Source organism: Psychrobacter sp. T6-1 (assembly GCF_052258445.1).
The window spans coordinates 1-5,536 of the sequence record NZ_JBQQFC010000157.1; the positions used below are offsets into that span (position 1 = coordinate 1).

A 5,536-nucleotide genomic window follows, 5' to 3' on the forward strand; every position below is an offset into this window, starting at 1 on the left:
AGACCCGCCTCGTCCATACCCATATCTTCTAAGAAGTCTTTTTTGTCATCTTCATCGAGCTGCGCAATTTCAGATTCAATCTGATTGCACAAGGCGATCACGATTGACTCTTCGCCTGTCGCATAATCACGTACGGCGTCAAGATACGGATTATTTTCAAAACCATCCTCCGACACGTTAGCGATATACATGGTTGGTTTGAGCGTGATCAAGCCATAACTTCTAATAAGTTTTTTCTCATCGATATCTAAATTCGCGGCGCGCGCCGCCTTACCTTCAGCCAGTAATGGCTCGACTTTTTTAAACACATCAAGCAAAGCTTGCGCGTCTTTATCACCGCCTTTGGCCTTTTTGGTTTGGTTGTGGATGGCGCGCTCAACGGCCTCTAAATCAGCAAGTGCCAGCTCAGTATTAATGGTTTCTATATCATCGATAGGGCTGACGCGACCATCGACGTGGACGACGTTGTCATCATCAAAGCAGCGTACCACGTGGGCAATGGCATCGGTCTCACGGATATTGGCTAGGAACTGATTACCCATGCCTTCGCCTTTTGATGCACCAGCGACGAGGCCTGCGATATCGACGAACTCCATCGTCGTTGGCATAACGCGCTCAGGATTGACGATATCAGCAAGCTTTTTTAGCCTTGGATCAGGGACAGGCACGATGCCAGTGTTGGGATCTTTGGTACAAAACGGAAAGTTCTCTGCCGCGATACCCGCTTTGGTCAAGGCGTTAAATAAAGTGGACTTGCCCACATTTGGTAGGCCAACGATGCCGCAATTAAAACCCATAATGGTCTCTCAGTAGTATTAAAAATAGTGTTGTAAAATAAGGGAGGACCGCGCGCTTGGAGCGTCGTCCAAAATTGGGCATATTGTAGCAAATTTGCTAGGGGATGGGTGAGTTGTTACTTTGTATTTATACCATAGCGCACAGGCCTTTTTATGGGTACTCTATAACTACCTTAAGAGTAATGCCTTTGTATTTACTCTCCTAAAGCATTCGCAAACAAATTTATCAAAACAATATGATGGGCACTTAATAACGATGACAATCTTTGATACACGCCAGTACAATTATCCACAAAACTTTGTAGACATAAAACCCAAGCTTGCACGCCTTGAACAAGCTATCGAAAAGTTAGAGGCGAATTTGGTGGATGCTGATGACAAGGTCATTGATGAGCGCCTGCATAATAATTTGGGACTCAAAGTGGATTACGCCCGCGAGCTTAATCCTAATCAACTGCTTGCGGCCACTACTACCCAAGGCAAAGCGCTAGTCATCGCTGGAGCAGGTTCGGGTAAGACTAAAACGCTGACCTACCGTACTAGTTATCTGTTAGAAAATGGCGTTGCGCCTAAGCAAATACTATTACTGACCTTTACCCGAAAAGCGGCCAATGAGATCAAAAGCCGCGCAAAAACCTTACTCACGAATACACTGTCTGATGAAGAGTTATCCGAGGACATCTTACCCACTAGCAAGATGATAAGCGATATCACCAGCGGCACTTTTCATTCATTCTGTAATCGGCTACTACGACAATACTCAGGGCTACTCGGTATCAATCCACGCTTTACTATTTTGGATACTGGCGACGCCGAGGACGCTATTGATCTGATCTATAAAGAAAAAAAGTACCCTGCGCAAACACAAAAACAAGCCTTTCCGCGCAAACGCACCTTACAAAATATCTTTTCCACCTCCAGAAACCGCCGTATCCCGATCAATACTCTGATCGAAGACAGCTATCCTGATATTGCCATTCATATCCCTATCATTGAGCAATTGGCTATCGACTTTCACGAGTACAAACGCGCCAACCATTTGTACGACTTTGACGACATTATCAGCCAAGTGGTCCGCCATCTAAAGTCTAATGATACCTTCCGTCAGCTCTTGCAAGACAACTATCGCTACGTCATGGTTGATGAATATCAAGATACCAATATTCCGCAAAAGCAGCTCATCGATCTCATCTGTGCGCCCGCGTCTGTATCGCTGATGGTCGTCGGCGATGATAATCAAAGCATCTACGCCTTTCGCGGTGCAAATTATGAAAACATCTTACTGTTTGGGGAGACCTACCCTGAAGCGAGTCTGATTAAGCTTGAGCAAAACTATCGTAGTACGCCTGCTATTTTAAGCTATATCAATGCCTTGTCTGCGCAAATCACTTTAGGCTACCAAAAGCAGCTGTACTCAAACGCGGCTATAACAGGCGCAAAACCCATCTTTAGCCGTGCTAGCGATGAGACAAAAGAGGCCAAATACATCGCTAATCAGATTATTAAGCACAAAGCTGAGCATGACTATAGCGACTTTGCGGTACTGTGCCGAACCTCCTTTCAGTCCAACTATGTGCAGCTGGAATTTATGGAGCGCCGTATTCCCTTTATCGTCGTCGGCGGTATTAAGTTCATTGAGCGTCGCCATATCAAGGACGTCTTAGCCTTTATTAAAATTCTGTATAACCCCAATGACACGATTGCGTGGCATCGTATTTTGACCTTATTTAAGGGCGTTGGGGCAGTCACTGCTACGCGCTTAACGCAAGTGATCAATAGTGATGACAACTCGTTTGAACCCTTGCTATTACCCAAATTTAGTAAGAAAAGCCCACAGCTTGCACCGCTGCATAGCACCTTGAGCAAAGCGCAACAAGCGCAGTCGGTTGAGACGATTATCGATCTGGTGCTCGACTTTTATATTCCTATTTTAAAGACGGTTGAGGAAAACTGGCGCGAGCGTAGCGAGGATTTTCGTGTGCTCAAGAACTTGGCGACTGAGCATAGTAGCCTAGATAACTTTTTAGAGAACTTAGCCCTTGATCCACCCAACGATTCAGTGGCAGCGATGGATGCTCCTGAGGATGACGACACAGACAAGGTCACTATTTCAACCATTCATAGTGCTAAAGGGCTGGAGTGGCCAATTGTTTTTGTGAATTCCTTAGTTGATGGCATGACCCCGCACCATCGCTCATTAGATGACTTTGAGGAATTAGAAGAGGAGCGCAAACTGTTCTATGTAGCCTGTAGCCGCGCCAAAAACAAGCTGTACTTAACTGCGCCTGATTACTTCGCCAGCTACTCTGGATATTTTGATAAGCCCTCACGGTTTGTTGCCGAGCTGTCCGCTAGCGAGGTTGAGGTTAAGTCATCTACTAAAGGATTAGCGGCGCTGGCAAGTGCAGATCCGGTGTGGTGGTGAGCACCATAATGTATATTCTAACCCCCAACCGTCTTAGAGAACACATTGATCACCACAACGCCTAGAATGATCAAACCGATACCCGTTATCGCTGGTATGTCGATACTTTGTTTAAACAAGGTCACTCCGATAATAACGGTCAATACAATACCCACACCGCCCCAAATGGCATAGGCGATACCTAAAGGAATCGTCTTTAGCGTCTGCGACAAAAAGTAAAACGAGCCGATGTAGAGTACTGCCATCAAAACCGTAGGCACTAAGCGGGTAAACTGTTCAGACTTGACCAAAAAGGTCGTACCTAATACTTCAAAGACGATAGCCAACGCCAAAAATCCATAGCCGATCACAACAGGATTCATAAAAAATTATCCTAACCGTAGATATTCAAAGCTATGTAATGCGCCCTTAATAAAACAAATCAAGTCGTGAAATTTGGTGCACATACTTAGTAAAGATAAAAATAAAAAAGTTATATAACCAAAAGTAAGAGTTAACAAAATATTTTGTCAAATAGTGGTTTAAAATCTACAGTAATGCGTTACCATATCGCATTAAACTTCTCTATGCTCTTAGCGAAAAGGATAGGCTATGCGTTATGACGTGATTGTGATTGGTGCAGGTATGGTCGGCACCGCAGCAGCTTGGCACTTACAAAAAAATGGCTCGAAAGTACTGATGCTAGATAGAAAACTGCCAGGGCTTGAAACCTCATATGGTAACGCCGGTCTCATTCAGCGTGAAGCCATTCATACCCATCCTTTTCCGCGTCAGATCACAGAAATGGTGCGCGTATTACCGAATCAAGGCACCGATATTCGCTACCGCATACCTGCGCTGCTACGTTATCATCAAGCGCTACTGCAATATTGGAAATTCTCAACGCCAGATTCGGTCAAAAAGATTGAATCAGAATGGCAAACGCTGATTGCTCATTGCACCAGCGAGCATCAGGTCATGATCGAAGCCTCAGGCGCTGATAAGCTGATCACCCGTGATGGCTGGCTACAGTTGCACCGCTCAGAGGAGACGCTTAAAAAGGCCGCCAAGACCGCTATTGAAGATCGCGAGCAGGGCGTTGAGCACAAAGTTCTCAGCCTAGATGAGTTAAAAGCGATGGAGCCTAATGCTAATTTTGAGGGTTTTGTCGGTGCTATTCACTGGCTCAACTCTTGGCAAGTCTCAAACCCAAGTGCACTGGTAAAAGCATACGCTAAAAACTTTGAAGAGATGCAAGGGATAATTAAAGAGAGCAACGTCAAAGAAATCACACCTTCTGATAACAACGATGGCAAAGGCTGGCAGGTGGTGACGGATAACGAAACCTATCATAGCGATCATTTGGTTATTGCGGCAGGTCCTTGGTCAAATGAGCTAATCAAACCACTGGGCTACAATCTACCTCTGTTCCCGATGCGCGGCTATCATCAACACTTCAAGATCAGTGACAAAAACACCATCCATCATAGTATGTTTGACATGGACAAAGGCTTCGTCATGGGCCCGATGCAGCAAGGCATTCGTATTACGACAGGCGCTGAGATGACGACGATGGATGCACCCAAGAACTTCGGTCAACTAAAAACGGTATTGAAACTGGCAACTAAAATACTGCCTTTAGAGGATGCGGTAGAGAGTGAGGCATGGGCAGGATCGCGTCCTTGTATGCCAGATATGAAGCCTGTCATTGGGCCTGCGGATAAGCATGACAAGTTATGGTTCGCCTTTGGGCATAGTCACCAAGGCTTTACTTTGGGACCAATTACCGGTCGTCTGGTCGAAGAGCTAATCCACGACAAGCCGCTAACGGTTGATGTTGAACCATTTAATGCCCAACGTTTCGCTAAAAAATAATTTTTAAACTAAAGTATATAAGGATAAATAATGATTAAGAAACTGCATAGCAATCAGCGTATGAGTAAGATCGTCGTACATAACCAAACCGTATATCTGTGCGGTCAAGTTGGTAACGCCGAAGACGATATCCAAGCGCAAACACTAACCTGTTTAGAGAAGATTCAAACGCTACTAGAAGAAGTAGGTAGTGACAAATCTAAACTGCTATCTGTGACAGTTTGGATAAAGGATATGGCTGACTTTGCGGCGATGAATGAGGTGTGGGACAAGTGGTTCGAAGGCATTCAACCGCCCGCCCGCGCTTGTGGTGAATCAGCTCTAGCACGTCCTGAGCTACTCGTTGAGATGATCGCTATCGCTGCTGAGTAATACGGTATTTGCATTAGGGCGTGTTGAACATTCAACCATGGCACTGCTGATCGCTGCTAGTTTATCAAAGCTGTGTTCCAGACACGGC

At 45.3% G+C, this 5,536-nt stretch carries 5 protein-coding genes; 3 read left to right on the plus strand and 2 right to left on the minus strand.

What is annotated here, in order from left to right; genetic code table 11:
- Positions 1–797 (minus strand): redox-regulated ATPase YchF (gene ychF / locus ACTXGO_RS08990; protein ID WP_443574127.1); only part of this gene is annotated, 797 nt, incomplete at its 3' end.
- Positions 798–1,053: 256 nt separating this feature from the next.
- Here ychF and ACTXGO_RS08995 point away from each other — a divergent pair.
- Positions 1,054–3,222 carry an ATP-dependent helicase gene (locus tag ACTXGO_RS08995; protein ID WP_443574129.1) on the plus strand — a complete coding sequence of 723 codons (2,169 nt, stop codon included), beginning with the start codon at positions 1,054–1,056 and terminating at the stop codon, positions 3,220–3,222.
- A gap of 17 nt (positions 3,223–3,239) precedes the next feature.
- Here the strand turns inward: ACTXGO_RS08995 and ACTXGO_RS09000 are convergent, their stop codons facing one another.
- Positions 3,240–3,584, minus strand: a complete 345-nt coding sequence (locus ACTXGO_RS09000) for a DMT family transporter (RefSeq protein WP_435949164.1) — start codon at positions 3,582–3,584, stop codon at positions 3,240–3,242.
- Positions 3,585–3,813: 229 nt separating this feature from the next.
- Here ACTXGO_RS09000 and ACTXGO_RS09005 point away from each other — a divergent pair, with 229 nt between their 5' ends.
- Positions 3,814–5,076, plus strand: a complete 1,263-nt coding sequence (locus tag ACTXGO_RS09005; RefSeq protein ID WP_443541819.1) for an NAD(P)/FAD-dependent oxidoreductase — start codon at positions 3,814–3,816, stop codon at positions 5,074–5,076.
- Between the two features lie 33 nt (positions 5,077–5,109).
- On the plus strand, positions 5,110–5,448 hold the full coding sequence (locus tag ACTXGO_RS09010) for a RidA family protein (protein WP_443541944.1): 339 nt from the start codon (positions 5,110–5,112) through the stop codon (positions 5,446–5,448).
- Positions 5,449–5,536: the final 88 nt, after the last annotated feature.

Bases quoted from the DNA above. Each gene is read 5' to 3' on its own strand.
- ACTXGO_RS08995 (WP_443574129.1), top strand. From the start codon at position 1,054: ATGACAATCTTTGATACACGCCAGTACAATTATCCACAAAACTTTGTA.
- ACTXGO_RS09000 (WP_435949164.1), bottom strand. From the start codon at position 3,584: ATGAATCCTGTTGTGATCGGCTATGGATTTTTGGCGTTGGCTATCGTC.
- ACTXGO_RS09005 (WP_443541819.1), top strand. From the start codon at position 3,814: ATGCGTTATGACGTGATTGTGATTGGTGCAGGTATGGTCGGCACCGCA.